Source organism: Methanosphaera sp. (assembly GCF_016282985.1).
In the GTDB taxonomy this organism is placed as follows: Archaea; Methanobacteriota; Methanobacteria; order Methanobacteriales; family Methanobacteriaceae; genus Methanosphaera.
Genome location: NZ_JAEELZ010000103.1, coordinates 1 through 13,680 on the forward strand (window position 1 = coordinate 1; position 13,680 = coordinate 13,680).

Genomic DNA, 13,680 nt, shown 5'->3' on the forward strand with positions numbered 1-13,680 from the left:
GGTATATTGCCATCTAACGCTAATGTGGGAGGTAGTATACGGTATAAGGGTAAAGAGCTGGATGATGAGTTAAAAGAGGAGCTTCGTGGTGATAAAATCAGTTTTATTCCACAATCCGTTAATAATTTAAATCCTTTGATGAAAGTTAAAGATCAGGCTATCGGTCTTGTTAAGGATGAAGCGGATAGGGAGAAGTTGAGTAAGAAACAAAGAGAAATATTTAACCAATATAATCTGTCTGAAAAAGTGGATGATATGTATCCATTCCAGTTATCTGGTGGAATGGCACGTAAAGTACTTATATCAACAGCATTACTTAACGATCCTGAGATTATTATTGCTGATGAACCAACACCTGGTCTTGATGAGGCTGCAGTAGAGGAAACAATTAACAACCTTATACAACTCAAGGAAAAGGGTATAGGCATGATATTAATTACACATGATATCTACACAGCAATCAATACCAGTGACAGAATAGCAATATTGTATCTGGGTTACGTAATTGAAATAACAGATACTAAGAATTTCTCTGGAGAAGGTGAAAAACTTTTACATCCTTATACAAGATCACTTTACAGAGCTCTTCCAGAAACAGATTTTGAATTTACAGAGGGTCATCAGCCTTCATATCTTCATATTCCTAAGGGATGTCCATATCATGAAAACTGTCCTCGACAAGTTAGAGAGTGTCATTATGAGATACCTGAACTTCGTGAATTAAATGGAAATATGGTAAGATGTTTCAATCCTTTGGTGGATGGTGAATAGTATGGATATTTTGAAAGCTGAAAGCATTAATTTTGGTTATGGTTCACATAAAATTCTCGAAAATGTAAACTTTGAGATGAATAATGAACAGGTAATCGGATTGTTTGGGGATAGCGGTTCCGGAAAAAGTACGCTTTGTAAAATCTTAACCGGATTTATAAAGGATTATGAAGGAAATGTTACAGTTAATGGTCAAAAACATGAAGGTGGTTATAATCCTATTCAGTTAATTTACCAGCATCCTGAAAAGGTCATGAATCCTCGCTGGAAAATGTTGGAGGTAATGGAAGAATCTTGGATGCCAGATGACAATATATTAAATGAATTCGGTATTAAAAAAGAATGGTTTAAACGATACCCCTCAGAATTATCCGGTGGAGAACTACAACGTTTCAGCATACTAAGAGCATTAAACCCAAAAACAAAATTTATTATTGCGGATGAAATAAGTACAATGCTTGATGCAGTGACACAAGTACAGATTTGGGAAAGTTTATTAAGTGTAGCTCGAAAAAATAAAGTCGGAGTACTAGTAGTAAGTCACGACAAAAATTTATTAAATAGAATCTGTGATAAAATAATATATTTAGCGGATATTACTGATTAAGGTTTTAAAACCTAATCTTTTTTTTTAAACTTTTTTAAAAAACTCTAAAAATAATTTTTGGAGGTTAATTAATTATAAGATTTTTTCTAGGTGTATAGTTCCATATTCATCATTTGTTTCTTCTACAATTTGGTAGTATCTACTTGACCAAAATGCTAATGCGCCATAACTATCCTTTTGTGTGTGAAGATATATTTCGTTGTATTTGTCTTTGCAAAAGCTTTCCACTTGATCTATTAATTTTGTTGCTATTCCATTATGTCTATAATCATGTGATACAAGTAATCTCCATATGCTTGCAGTATTTTTTAAATTGTATTCTCTGTTTTTAATATTGTAGTTTTTATCATATCCCCGTATTCCACAAGTTCCTACCACCTGGTCCTTATTAGAGTCAATTGCGAAGAAAAAATTATTCTTTTCTGGTTGGATATAATATTCACTTAAATTTTTTACATCTTTATGAAATTCAGGTATGTAATCAAGGTTATAACACTCTTTAATCATATTAAACAGGAATGATTCTATGTCGTACTTTTCAAGGTTATTTTCTGTTAATTCAATAATTTTGATATTCAAAAAAATCACTTTTCTTATCTTTAAAATAAAATTAATGGGGTTAATTATTAAAATATGTAAAAAATTAATATTATGTCTTAATTGTCTCTTTTATATCATTTATAGAAGTAATTTGTAATAAATCTCTTTTTAATACTTTTTCCATATGAATAGTTCCCATTTCATCTTTAGTATCATCAACTATCTTAAATTCCTGGCTTAACCAAAAGGGTAGGGCGCCATAACTTGGTCTTTGTGTATGAAGATATATCTCTCTGTAATTTTTGTTTTTACAGAATTCTTCGATTTTTTGTATTAATTTGGTGGCAATTTTCTGATGTCTATATTTTTTTTCAACAAAAAGTCTGTAAATGCTAGCAGTAGTATATTTGGAATAGTTTCTATTTTTTATAGGATATTTTCTATCATAGCTTCTTATTCCTGAGGTTCCTATAATTTTATGGGTATCTGTATCAATTGCTATATAAAAATTGTTTTTTTGAGGTTTTAAATAATATTTAGATAAATCTATTATGTCATAATGATATTCGGGAACATAATCTAAATCATAGCTTTCTTTAATCATTTTAAAAAGGAAATTTTTAATTTTGTATTGATCAATATCTTCTTTTTTTAGTTCTCTAATTTTGATGTTCAATAGATTCACCTGTATTACATATTTTAAATTATATTAGAAAAAAGTATTACTTATATACAAATACTTATTAATTATTCCTTTATAATTAGTAATATAAATATTTAATCTTGTAATACTTATTTCATCAGAAATCTAAAAAAAGTAATACTCTCTAGTAAAAATAAAATCTAAATATGTTATTTTACATAAACATAATTATAATAAAATATTTTTTCATTTATAAAATAGGACGTGTTGAAATATGAAAGTTTTAGTAGTAGGTAGCGGTGCACGTGAACACGCAATTGCAAAGGCATTAGATAAAACAGCAGATGTATACACATATATGGGTAGGAAAAATCCTGGATTGGCAGATATATCTAAAAAATATCATGTAGGGGATGAATCCGACTTTTCATGTATTATAAAATTTGCTAAAGATAATGATATAAAAATGGCATTTATTGGTCCTGAAGCACCTTTGGAAAAGGGAATCGTTGATGAATTAGCTAAGGAAGGAATATGCTCTGTAGGTCCAACTAAAGCTGCTGCACAAATAGAAACAAACAAAGCATTTATGAGAAAATTATTTGAAGACTATGATATAGCTGGTTCTATAAAATATGGAACTTTTTATGATATGGATGAAGCATTTGAATTTATCGATTCATTTGATGAACCAGTTGTAGTAAAACCTATAGGATTAACTGGAGGAAAAGGAGTTAAAATTGTAGGTGACCAACTGGTTGATAATGAAGAAGCAAAAGAATATGTCAAAGAAATCTTTGAACAAAAAATGGGTGGATTTGAAGGCGTAGTAATAGAAGAATTACTTGTAGGAGAAGAATACACTATACAGGCCTTTGTTGATGGTGAACATTTGGTTGCAATGCCTGCAGCACAAGATCATCCTCATGCATTTGAAGGAAATAAAGGCCCAATAACGGGTGGAATGGGATCTTACTCTGATACAAATCACTTATTACCATTCTTATCACAAGAGGAGTATGATGCATCAGTTGAAATCATGAAAGAAACAATAGATGCAATAGCAAAAGAAGCAGAACCATACAAAGGAATATTATATGGTCAATTCATGATTACAAAAGATGGACCAAAAGTTATAGAATACAATGCAAGATTTGGTGATCCGGAATCAATGAACGTTTTAGCAGTAATAGATGATGATTTTGCAAAAATCTCCAAACAAATAGTATGTGGTAACTTAGAGGATGCAAAGTTCGAAAATAAAGCATCAGTATGTAAATATGTAGTACCAAACAACTATCCAAATACAGAAGCAGCAGATACTATTTTAAAAGTGGATGAAGAAAAAATCAAAGATTTGGATGCACAGGTATACTATGCAGCAGTATATCAGGATGAAAATGATGATGTAAGATTAACTTCATCAAGAGCACTTGGAGTATTGGCTGTAAGAGATACTATAGAAGAAGCTGAAATTGCCTGTGAAGAAGCAATTAAATACATAGAAGGGGACATATATCATAGAAGTGATGTTGCAACCAAAGAACTCTTAAATGAAAAAATAAAACACATGGAAGAAGTTAGAAAATAAATTTCTAACTTATTAATTATTTTAACTAAAAATTAATAATTATTATGACTTCTCTATTAACAGACTTTAATATTTATCAAAATTTATATCAAACGTATAAACAAACAGGATGTATAGATTTTAAGGATTTTTCTAATATAAATCCAACTATACTGCTTCCTTTAATTTTAAATTGTTTTTATGATTCAAATTTTGATAGTAATGTTAAAAAGGATATATAAAACAATATATAAAGAATCAAAGTCTTGAAGAAAAAATTCTCTTTGAAAAAATTGATTCATCCTATGATTTTAGACATGTAACTCTTGAACACAAATATTCTAATTTCATAGAACATTAATGATAAAAATATGTTTTACTACTTTTTTGCAGAAATGTTGAGTAATATCAAAGATCATTCTAAGTTCAACAATGCATATATTTTAGCGAAAAAACAAGAAGATAATATTATAGATTTATCCTTTTTGGATGATGGAATAACGTTACCTTTCACTTTACAACAACATAAAGAGGATAATTAACAATTTATGATGCAACAAAAGGTTTATCTTCTAAAAAAGAGGAAGGAAGAGGTTTTGGTTTACCATCTACTATTAAAATAATATCCTCCATGATTCAGGGAGAACTAATTATAGCATCACGTAATGCTATTTATTATAAAACATATCAAAATGAGCTTTCAGATAATTTAAATTCTTCCTTAGTTAACGGAACATTGGTTAGTATGCGTTTTGATTGTACAAAATTACCTAATATATATTCAATCATCTAGGTGGTAATATGACTACAAAAACTATTAATATGTATGAAAGATATGGCGACATAATTGGGTTACGTTATTTGGCTGAAAGTATATTTGATAATATTGGAGATAATATTGATGAAATAGTGGTTGATTTTGATAAAGTGGAATTCATAGGAAGAAGTTTCACACAAGAATATATAAGACAAAAAAAGAAACAAAATGCTAAAATCATAGAAATAAACGCTTCGTCTTCTATCAATAATATGATTGATTGGGTTGTAAGAACATGGAAATAACTAAATAAAATAATGATTTAAGCCAAATTCTTATAAAAATATTTTTATTATTAAAAAATGAAAAAATAAACACATGGAAGAAGTTAAATTATAATCTAGCTTATCTTATTACTTTTTTTAATTTTATTTTTAACTTTTTTGATTATTATTTTGCTATTACATTTCAGCAACTATTTTTGACATCTTAATTCACTATTTTTGCATCTTGTTAGCATCGATAATCAGACCTTTATATACTAATTTACTATGTATTATATAGAAAAAAAAATGATATCATTTAAAAAACTTTAAGGTGATTCGATGTTAGAAGATAATTTATATAATAAAGCCGAAAAGAAAGTAGATGAAAAAATTAGTTTTTATCATCATTTATTTAGTTATGTGGTTGTTATTTCAATATTGTTTATAATAAACTATCTTTTTACACCAAATGAATGGTGGTTTTATTGGGTAGCTTTATTTTGGGGTATAGGTGTATTATTCAATTATTTAAAAGTATTTATAATATATGATAAATTTGATGAGTTATATAGGGATAATATGATTGAGAAAGAAATGGAAAAAATGAGCAGATAAATAATTTTTTTTGTTGTGTCTGTAGGATGGGTAGTATTATGAAAGTTCAATTATTTGTTTCAAAAGATTATGAGGAGCCATATGCTGAGATATATACCGATGTTTTAACGGATAATATTCAAAAGGCAATGCATCTGCTTGAGGAAGATGAATTTGAGGATGAAATGGAAAATACTATTTTGGCAGTTAAAAATGGAGAAGACATAGTTCTATTAGATTTTGATGATATTTTCATGGTAAGAGTTGAAGAAAAACAAACAAAGGTTTACAATGAAAAAGAGGAGTTCTTGATTAAAAAGCCATTATATAAAATAGAAGATTCTTTGGATTCTAATTTTCTTCGTATATCAAAGTCTACAATAGTAAATTTAAGAAAAATAAAAAGGGTTGCTCCTTCGTTTAGTGGAATGATGTTCATTGAATTAAAAAATGGTTTGAAAGATAATATTTCAAGGAAATATTTATCAGATTTTAAACAGGCGTTAGGTTTATAGTTTATTAAAATTAGGATATGATTTTTATGGAAGCAAATATCATAATAAAAAAATTATCATTAGGTGCTTTTGTTGGCTGTTTCATTGTTTTATTGGTAATGTCATTGGGTTCATATATTAATGGTCCGGAAAATGTGATTTTTTCCGGTGTTGAGGTTATCCATGCATTTATCGGTTCAATTGTTGTAGGTTGGGCATTTTCTTTAGCAGGTTTAATCTATGATAATGAAGACATCGCATTTCCTCTGCAGGTTCTATTTCAAATGGCTGTAGGAATGGGCGTTTTATTTGCAGTTGCAGCTTACTTTGGATGGATGCCAATAAGTTTAGGAATTGGTCCAGTCATCACATGGATTGTTATAGCATTGCTATTCGGTGTTGTTTTCTGGTTTGGGTTCTATATGTATTATAGACTGTTAGCAAGAGAATTAAATAAGAAGATAGATGAAACAAATTCTTTTCAATAAAATTTAATACACTTTTACTTTTTTTAATTCTTTTTTTACTTACTTCCCTTAAATACCTAATACTTTTTTAATTATAAAATACATACTAATATATTATTTATTATTTAAATTATCATTAATATTTAGGGAAGGATAACATGGAAAATTTATTATCAATGACTGATGCAAAAGGGGAAGTCCAAAACATTTTGGATATTGCATCAAAACTTAAATCTGGGGAAATAAATGACAAAGCATTAACTGATAAATATTTGGGGATGATTTTTGAAAAATCTTCTACACGTACAAGAGTATCATTTGAAGTAGGAATGCAACAGCTTGGTGGAAGTGCATTATACCTATCAAGTAATGACTTACAAATTGGTAGAGGAGAACCTATACCTGATACAGCAAGAGTTTTATCAAGGTTTTTAGACTGTATAATGATACGTGCAAAAAGTCATGATACTGTAGCTGAACTTATTAAATATGCGGATATCCCAATTATAAATGGATTAACAGATAAGGAACATCCATGTCAAACATTTGCTGATCTTTTAACAATTAAAGAGCATTTGGGAGATTTCAATAAAAAATTTGTTTTTATTGGTGATGGAAACAATGTATGTAATTCATTACTATTAGGGGCTGCTTACACTGGAATGGATATGACAGTTGCATGTCCCGAAGGCTATGAACCAGATGCAGAGATATATGCATTAGCACAGGAAGAAGCAAAAGAAACAGGATCCAACATAACTATTGAACATGATGTTCATAAGGCAGTGGAAAATGCAGACATACTTTATACTGATGTATGGGTAAGTATGGGGGATGAAGAAGAGGCAGAAGAAAGACAAAGAGTTTTAAAGGATTACCAAATTAACTCCCAATTATTGTCTGAGGCAAATGATGATGCTATCGTAATGCACTGTTTACCTGCTATACGTGATCAGGAAATAACAGAGGAAGTAATGACTTGTTCTCAGTCCGCCATATGGGATCAAGCTGAAAATAGGTTACATGCACAAAAAGCAATATTATATCTGTTATTGAAAGACTAAACTAAAAACCTTCCCTTACTAATTTTTTGAGTGATAATATGTTATCAAAAAGAATAATTCCGTGTTTAGATTGTGATTTACAAGTTCCAGAAGGACGTGTTGTTAAAGGAGTTGAATTTAAACAAATTCGTTATGCGGGAAATCCTGTTGAACTTGCAACTAAGTATTATGAACAAGGTGCTGACGAAATAGTTTTTCTTGACATCACAGCTTCTCATGAAAGACGTTCAACTATGGCTGATGTAATTAAAAAAACTACTGAAAACGTTTTCTGTCCTATATGTGTTGGTGGTGGAATACGTGAAGTGAAAGACTATGTTAACATGCTTAAAGCTGGTGCAGATAAATGTTCTACAAATACAGCAGCAATTAAAGATCCTTCCTTAATTAACAGAGCATCAGAACATGTGGGTAGTCAGGCATGTGTGATTGGGATAGATGCAAAAAGAAGATATGTTGAAAATCCCAGTGAATCAGATGAACATTTTATAGTTGAAACAGATGAAGGTTACTGTTGGTTTGATTCAAGCATATATGGTGGACGTGAGTTTACAGGAATTGATGCTATTAAATGGGCAATAGAATGTGAAGAAAGAGGAGCTGGAGAAATTCTTTTAACAAGTATGGATAGGGATGGTACAAAGATAGGTTATGATCATGACCTTACAAAAGCAATAAGTCGTAACGTGTCCATACCTGTAATAGCTTCCGGAGGGGTTGGAAATCCGGAACACGTATACGATGCCTTTGCAAAAGGTGAAGCAGATGCGGCATTGGCAGCCAGCATATTTCACTTTGACGAATATCCAATACCGGAAGTTAAGAAATACTTAAAAGAAAAGGGAATACCAGTAAGAATATAAAAATTGGAGAAGACAATGACCTTAATAATTAACATAGTCACACCTGAAGGTATTATAATGGCTTCAGACAGTAGGCAAACTGAAAGAAACATCAAACAATTTACAAGAATATCCACCAATTCTGCAATAAAACTTTTTTCATTAAACGACAGGGTAATTGTTGGAACAGCAGGTTTAGCCTTCTTTGCAGATAATACTGGAATAAGAAAGAATGTTTCAGATTATATTGAAGCTTTTAAAAAGGATAATAAATTGGATTCCTTAACTGTTGATGAAATTTCAACAAAATTACAGGAATATATTAATAATCAGTATCCATGGGAAAAACAATTAGATATTTCTGCTCAACAATTAGAAATTGAAGCTGAAAGAAATGGTGAAAAAATATTGTCATTGGATAGAAGAAATGACTCTATTGATTTTAAAATTAAACAGCCTTCCGGACGAATTAAAGAAGGACATTTAAATATAGAGCCTGTAAATTTATTGGTAAGCGGATATAATCCTGATGGAACATCTGAAACATACGAAATAAGTTCTCCCGGTGAAAAGATTATTAAAAGGAAAAATAATGAGTTTGGATGTACCTGGATTGGACAGGGGGATGTTGTTAGTAGATTGATTTTAGGTTATGATTCCAAATTATTTAAAGTGCCTGTTATAAAATCAATGGGTAAAAAAACGAATAATGATCTAAGAAACCAAATTAGGGGTCTGGAATACTTTATTCAATGGAGTTTAATTACATTGCAAGATGCTGTGGATTTAGCAGTATTCTTAATAAAATCGACATCAGTTATGCAACGATTTGCGGATGGTATCAGTATGGATGTAGGAGACTATCAAAGTGTTGGTGGTCCTATAGATGTAGTTTTAATTACAAAAGATGGAATCAAATGGATTAATAAGAAAGAAATTACATATTCTGAATTAATATAACCTCCTTTTACTATTTTTAAAGATGATTACTATGCAATCTGAAAAATTTATTATAGAAAATGATGATTATTTTGGGGACTTTGATTTAAGATTAACTTTGAATTCCGGACAAACAAGTCAACCGCCATGGTTATTGGAAAATAATAAATATTGTGAAGTATTAAAATTTGATGATACTGATGTTTTGGTTGAAATTTCTCAAGAATCATTAAATGATGATTTAATTGTCAGTTGTTACTCCGAATGTGACATTGATGTTGAAAATGTTAGAAAAAAAATATTTTATATTTTTGACTTGGATTATGACATTACTGAAGTATATGATTTTCTAGATGAGAACAAAGAATTAAATGATGTTTATAAATTTAATAAAGGGTTACGCTTGTTTAAAGCACAATTCCCATATGAATGCATAATCTCTTCTATATGTTCGGCAAATAATTCTATTAAACGATGGACAAAGTCTATAACAGATATTAAAATGGCTTATGGTGATGAAATATTGTTTAATAATAGAAAATATCACTTGTTTCCTGAAGAAAAAGTATTTTTAAATATTCCTGATAGTGATGATGGATTAAAAAGTTTTGGCGTAGGATATAGAAGTTCATACATGTTAAATTCAACAAAAAAGATTATTGATGAAGTAGATTTTCATAATAAGATTAATAAATGCTCATATTCTGAAGCTTTTGATAAAATTATAGAATTGGATGGTGTAGGACCAAAAGTAGCCGATTGTATCCTATTGTATGGTTATAATAAACATGAAGCATATCCTGTAGATGTCTGGATAAATAGAATTACTTCTTATATTTACTTTAAAGGACAGAAACAGACAAATAAAAAAATAATGGGATTCGCACAAGATAAATTTGGTGAATATTCAGGTTATGTACAGTTATATTTGTTCAATTATGCACGATTAAGTGGATTAACTGAAAAACTAAAATCTAAGAAATAATTTAAATAAATAAATAGAAATGTATTTGGGAGGGGAGGAATGAATATTTATAAATTCTAATTTATTATTTGTTTTTCTTTATTATTATATGTTATTTTTATTCATCAATAATTTCAATTGTATTCATTACATCGCCTTGTCTAATTGCATAGACAACATCCATACTTTTGCTGTCAATTACTTGACCAAATACTGTATGTACACCATCTAAGTGTGGTTGTGGAGAGTGTGTAATGAAAAATTGACTTCCACCAGTATCTTTACCAGCATGTGCCATTGATAATGCACCAGTTCCATGTCTGTGAGGATTTCCTTCAGTTTCACATTTAATAGTGTAACCAGGTCCACCAGTACCGTTACCGTTTGGACATCCACCTTGAATTACAAAGTCAGGAATTACTCTGTGGAAAGTTAAACCATCATAAAAACCTTTTTTTGCTAATTTTTCAAAGTTTTCCACGGTTCCAGGTGCTTCATTAGGGAATAATTCTAATTCAATGTCACCTTTTTCTGTTTTAATAATTGCTTTTTTCATAGTGTTTCACCTATAATTATTATTTTATTTTTTCAGATAATTAAGTTTTAATTAATTAAATTATCATCAAAAGAAGAATTGGTGTAATAAATGTTTCAATAAATGCTGCAATAATCAACAACAAAAATACAATTCCAACGCTAATTATAGCATCTTTAATTAAATATATGGAATTTTCAATTTCTTCTTTTACAGTGGTTTTACTACTAAGTACTCCTTTTATAATTTTCAATTCAAACGAGGTTATCATTAAAGCTCCACTCAATGCAAATACACTGGAAGGAATCTCAAAAATACCATGGGGAATAATACCCAACAGTATAATTATGAAATTTAATTCACTAAATATAACTCCAATTTGTGATGCATTGACAAATGTAATTATCAGGGAAGGTAGTGAGAATACTAATCCACCAAGTATACATCCAAAGTCAATAGAAAAATTATATAAGAATAAAGTTATAAAACCTTCAAAACTATAATCTTCAAAAAGATTAGTGATGTCAACATTATTTTCCGTTATGACATCAGTACCCTCATTAAAATAATCCTCTTCATAATTTAATGGATATTTTTCGTCATTGTTAGGTTCATCATAATATACTTTCTCATAATCTTCAGTAAATATTTCTCCATCTATTTTCAATGTTTTAATATTTTGATCAATTTTTGTTTGACCCATTACATCTTCAACACTATAGAATAAAGTTCCTACAGCAGCAAAAAATAAAAATATTAAGATTGAAGCAGTGAAAATTTTCTTGTTTCTACTAAAATAACCGGATATGTAATCTATTTGAAGTAGATTTTCAAAGTTTAATGACATATCATTCCCTCAAATATTTTATTTTACTCTTATTTATGTTATATACATTATTTACTAAAAATTTAACTTAATACTTAAGTCATAATATAATTAGAAAGTATTAATGTATATAGATTATATAACTATGTATGTATATATTTATTATGATTATGAAAGTATATTTATAAAATTAGAGAGGAGGATTATATTGAATAATGAAGAAGTTAAAAATACTTTTGATACCTATGTAATGAACACATATGGTAGATACGATTTGGTTATAGACCATGCACATGGAAGTATAGTTTATGACAAAGACGGGAAAGAATACATTGACTGTGTAGCAGGAATAGCAGTAAACAATATTGGTCACACACATAAAAAAATGACTGAAAACTTGTCAAAACAATTAGAAAAAATGATTCACGTTTCTAACCTTTACTACACAGAAGAACAAGCAACATTTGCAAAAAGACTTGTAGAATTATCACCTCATGATAAAGTATTCTTTGCAAACAGTGGTGCCGGAGCAAATGAAGGAGCAATAAAACTTGCAAGAAAATACACAGGAAAAGGCGAAATAATTTCAACCTTAAAATCCTTCCACGGAAGAACTCTTGCAACAATAACTGCAACAGGACAACCTAAATATCAAAAAGGATTTGAACCTTTACCAGCAGGATTCAAACACGTAGAATACAACAATATAGAACAAATGAAAGAAGCAATAACTGAAGATACGGCTGCAATTCTTGTAGAACCTATTCAGGGAGAAAGCGGTGTAAGAGTTCCTGATGATGATTATTTACCATCCTTACGAAAATTATGTGATGAAAAAGGAATTCTTTTAATCTTCGACGAAGTACAAACAGGATATGGAAGAACAGGTAAAATGTTTGCATCAGAATTAACACAAACAGTACCTGATATTACAACCTGTGCAAAAGCAATAGCTGGTGGATTGCCAATGGGTGCAGTATTGGCCAAAAAAGAAATTGCTGACGCTTTCAAACCTGGAAGTCATGCCACAACATTCGGTGGATCACCATTTGTATCTTGTGCTGGAAACACAGTTTTAGATATTTATGAAGAAGAAGACCTTGTGAACAAATCACATGAAAACGGTTTATACTTCATGGAAAAACTAGAAGCTCTAAAAGAAAACCATGATTGTATCGTGGAAGTTCGTGGTCACGGTTTAATGGTAGGGGTTGAACTAAACTACGAATGTGGGGATTTAGTAGCTAAAGCACAAGAAAAAGGAGTTCTTATAAATGTTGCAAACGGTACAGTTATGAGATTTGTACCACCACTTATAATCACCAGAGAAGAATTAGATAAAGTAGTAGAAGTAATAGATGAAATATTACCATAATGCTACTTTTATTTTTTTTACTTTTTTTAATGAATTTAAATAAATACTTGTAATTATTTCTTTATAGCATAATTGAACTTTTTAAAGCTATTTTTTACAATTAAATAACATATGATCATTTTATTAAAAAAATGTTAAGTTTTTGGAGGCTTAATATCAATTTTTGATTATTATCTCTAAATTATTCAAGTGCAGTACTAAGAGTCTTAATACGAAAAAAAAGATAAAAAGAGTAAAATTTTTTATAATTATTTATGATGTTACTGTGAATGTTGTGTTGGTTTCGTATGCTTCGTATTTGTCGTTTCCGCTGTATCCTATTGTTACATTGTTGGTTCCTAGTGTATTTGCTTGTGTTGATAGTGTGTATTTTCCTGTGTTGTCTGTTTTTGCGTAGTATTTTTTACCGTTTATTAATATTTTCAC

18 protein-coding genes are annotated in these 13,680 nt (G+C 29.5%); 14 read left to right on the top strand and 4 right to left on the bottom strand.

Features of this window, described 5'->3' with window-relative positions; translation table 11 throughout:
* A partial coding sequence (locus QZZ11_RS06355; protein WP_292474565.1) for an oligopeptide/dipeptide ABC transporter ATP-binding protein occupies positions 1-771 on the top strand: 771 nt, incomplete at its 5' end.
* A gap of 1 nt (position 772) precedes the next feature.
* Positions 773-1,378 carry an ATP-binding cassette domain-containing protein gene (locus tag QZZ11_RS06360; protein WP_292474567.1) on the top strand — a complete coding sequence of 202 codons (606 nt, stop codon included), beginning with the start codon at positions 773-775 and terminating at the stop codon, positions 1,376-1,378.
* 72 nt (positions 1,379-1,450) lie between these two features.
* Here the strand turns inward: QZZ11_RS06360 and QZZ11_RS06365 are convergent, their stop codons facing one another.
* Positions 1,451-1,966 (bottom strand): GNAT family N-acetyltransferase, encoded by a 516-nt coding sequence (locus QZZ11_RS06365; RefSeq protein WP_292474569.1) that lies wholly within the window; start codon positions 1,964-1,966, stop codon positions 1,451-1,453.
* A 61-nt stretch (positions 1,967-2,027) separates the two neighbouring features.
* Positions 2,028-2,594 carry a GNAT family N-acetyltransferase gene (locus QZZ11_RS06370; protein ID WP_292474570.1) on the bottom strand — a complete coding sequence of 189 codons (567 nt, stop codon included), beginning with the start codon at positions 2,592-2,594 and terminating at the stop codon, positions 2,028-2,030.
* 241 nt (positions 2,595-2,835) lie between these two features.
* On the opposite strand from QZZ11_RS06370, the gene purD reads away from it, so the two are divergent.
* The 11 genes from purD (at position 2,836) to QZZ11_RS06425 (ending at position 10,539) form a co-directional block, all read left to right on the top strand.
* Positions 2,836-4,152, top strand: coding sequence for a phosphoribosylamine--glycine ligase (purD, locus tag QZZ11_RS06375; protein WP_292474572.1), 1,317 nt, complete (start codon positions 2,836-2,838; stop codon positions 4,150-4,152).
* A gap of 377 nt (positions 4,153-4,529) precedes the next feature.
* On the top strand, positions 4,530-4,673 hold the full coding sequence (locus QZZ11_RS06380) for a hypothetical protein (protein ID WP_292474574.1): 144 nt from the start codon (positions 4,530-4,532) through the stop codon (positions 4,671-4,673).
* An 89-nt stretch (positions 4,674-4,762) separates the two neighbouring features.
* Positions 4,763-4,924: a hypothetical protein gene (locus QZZ11_RS06385; RefSeq protein ID WP_292474576.1), complete on the top strand. Its 162-nt coding sequence runs from the start codon at positions 4,763-4,765 to the stop codon at positions 4,922-4,924.
* Positions 4,925-4,932: 8 nt separating this feature from the next.
* Positions 4,933-5,193 (top strand): DUF4325 domain-containing protein, encoded by a 261-nt coding sequence (locus QZZ11_RS06390; RefSeq protein WP_292474577.1) that lies wholly within the window; start codon positions 4,933-4,935, stop codon positions 5,191-5,193.
* Positions 5,194-5,493: 300 nt separating this feature from the next.
* On the top strand, positions 5,494-5,769 hold the full coding sequence (locus QZZ11_RS06395) for a 2TM domain-containing protein (protein WP_292474579.1): 276 nt from the start codon (positions 5,494-5,496) through the stop codon (positions 5,767-5,769).
* Between the two features lie 38 nt (positions 5,770-5,807).
* Positions 5,808-6,263, top strand: coding sequence for a LytTR family DNA-binding domain-containing protein (locus QZZ11_RS06400; RefSeq protein ID WP_292474581.1), 456 nt, complete (start codon positions 5,808-5,810; stop codon positions 6,261-6,263).
* 26 nt (positions 6,264-6,289) lie between these two features.
* Positions 6,290-6,730 carry a DUF3021 domain-containing protein gene (locus tag QZZ11_RS06405; protein WP_292474583.1) on the top strand — a complete coding sequence of 147 codons (441 nt, stop codon included), beginning with the start codon at positions 6,290-6,292 and terminating at the stop codon, positions 6,728-6,730.
* Positions 6,731-6,867: 137 nt separating this feature from the next.
* On the top strand, positions 6,868-7,773 hold the full coding sequence (argF, locus tag QZZ11_RS06410; protein ID WP_292474585.1) for an ornithine carbamoyltransferase: 906 nt from the start codon (positions 6,868-6,870) through the stop codon (positions 7,771-7,773).
* 38 nt (positions 7,774-7,811) lie between these two features.
* Entirely contained in the window at positions 7,812-8,636 is an 825-nt protein-coding gene (gene hisF, locus QZZ11_RS06415; RefSeq protein WP_292474586.1) for an imidazole glycerol phosphate synthase subunit HisF, read from the top strand.
* Positions 8,637-8,651: 15 nt separating this feature from the next.
* Positions 8,652-9,575, top strand: coding sequence for a hypothetical protein (locus QZZ11_RS06420; protein ID WP_292474588.1), 924 nt, complete (start codon positions 8,652-8,654; stop codon positions 9,573-9,575).
* A gap of 31 nt (positions 9,576-9,606) precedes the next feature.
* A complete protein-coding gene (locus QZZ11_RS06425) occupies positions 9,607-10,539 on the top strand; it encodes a DNA glycosylase (protein ID WP_292474590.1) in 933 nt (310 codons plus the stop codon).
* Positions 10,540-10,636: 97 nt separating this feature from the next.
* Here the strand turns inward: QZZ11_RS06425 and QZZ11_RS06430 are convergent, their stop codons facing one another.
* Both QZZ11_RS06430 and QZZ11_RS06435 read right to left on the bottom strand, forming a co-directional pair.
* Positions 10,637-11,074: a peptidylprolyl isomerase gene (locus QZZ11_RS06430; protein WP_292474592.1), complete on the bottom strand. Its 438-nt coding sequence runs from the start codon at positions 11,072-11,074 to the stop codon at positions 10,637-10,639.
* A gap of 55 nt (positions 11,075-11,129) precedes the next feature.
* Positions 11,130-11,900 carry a stage II sporulation protein M gene (locus QZZ11_RS06435; protein WP_292474593.1) on the bottom strand — a complete coding sequence of 257 codons (771 nt, stop codon included), beginning with the start codon at positions 11,898-11,900 and terminating at the stop codon, positions 11,130-11,132.
* A gap of 229 nt (positions 11,901-12,129) precedes the next feature.
* On the opposite strand from QZZ11_RS06435, the gene QZZ11_RS06440 reads away from it, so the two are divergent.
* On the top strand, positions 12,130-13,254 hold the full coding sequence (locus QZZ11_RS06440) for an aspartate aminotransferase family protein (protein WP_292474595.1): 1,125 nt from the start codon (positions 12,130-12,132) through the stop codon (positions 13,252-13,254).
* The last annotated feature ends 426 nt before the right edge of the window (positions 13,255-13,680 follow it).